At 59.9% G+C, this 352-nt stretch carries 1 protein-coding gene; it reads right to left on the bottom strand.

The features are described 5' to 3' along the window. Positions 1–352: PTS transporter subunit EIIC (locus tag ASV53_RS26710; RefSeq protein WP_189337987.1), on the bottom strand; the 352-nt coding region annotated here is incomplete at both ends.

The raw sequence follows: 352 nt of genomic DNA, 5'->3' as shown, positions 1-352 counted from the left end.
CGTAGACCACACCGAGGAGGATGAGCAGGAGCACTTTGCCGGGGCCACCAGAAAGCTCCGAGGCTCGTCCGAAGTTGATGATGTAGTCAGCCAGACCTGCCGAGAAACAGAATCCGTCCTTGATGCCCAAGGCGTTGCACATCGCTAGGGAGGACCCGGTGAGTAGAGCGTGCACCAGGTACAGCGGGAAGGCGACGTAGGCGAAGGCATACTCGAGGGGCTCGGTGATACCGGTGAGGAAGGCCGTCAGCGCTACTGAGATCATGACGCCACCAGTGAGCTTCTTACGATCTGGCTTGGCCGTGTTGTAGATCTCGTGTGCGGCTCCCGGCTGGGCGTACATCATGATGGG

Source organism: Photobacterium sanguinicancri, assembly GCF_002265265.1.
Lineage (GTDB): Bacteria > Pseudomonadota > Gammaproteobacteria > Enterobacterales > Vibrionaceae > Photobacterium > Photobacterium sanguinicancri.
This window is presented reverse-complemented; position numbering and strand designations above follow the sequence as displayed.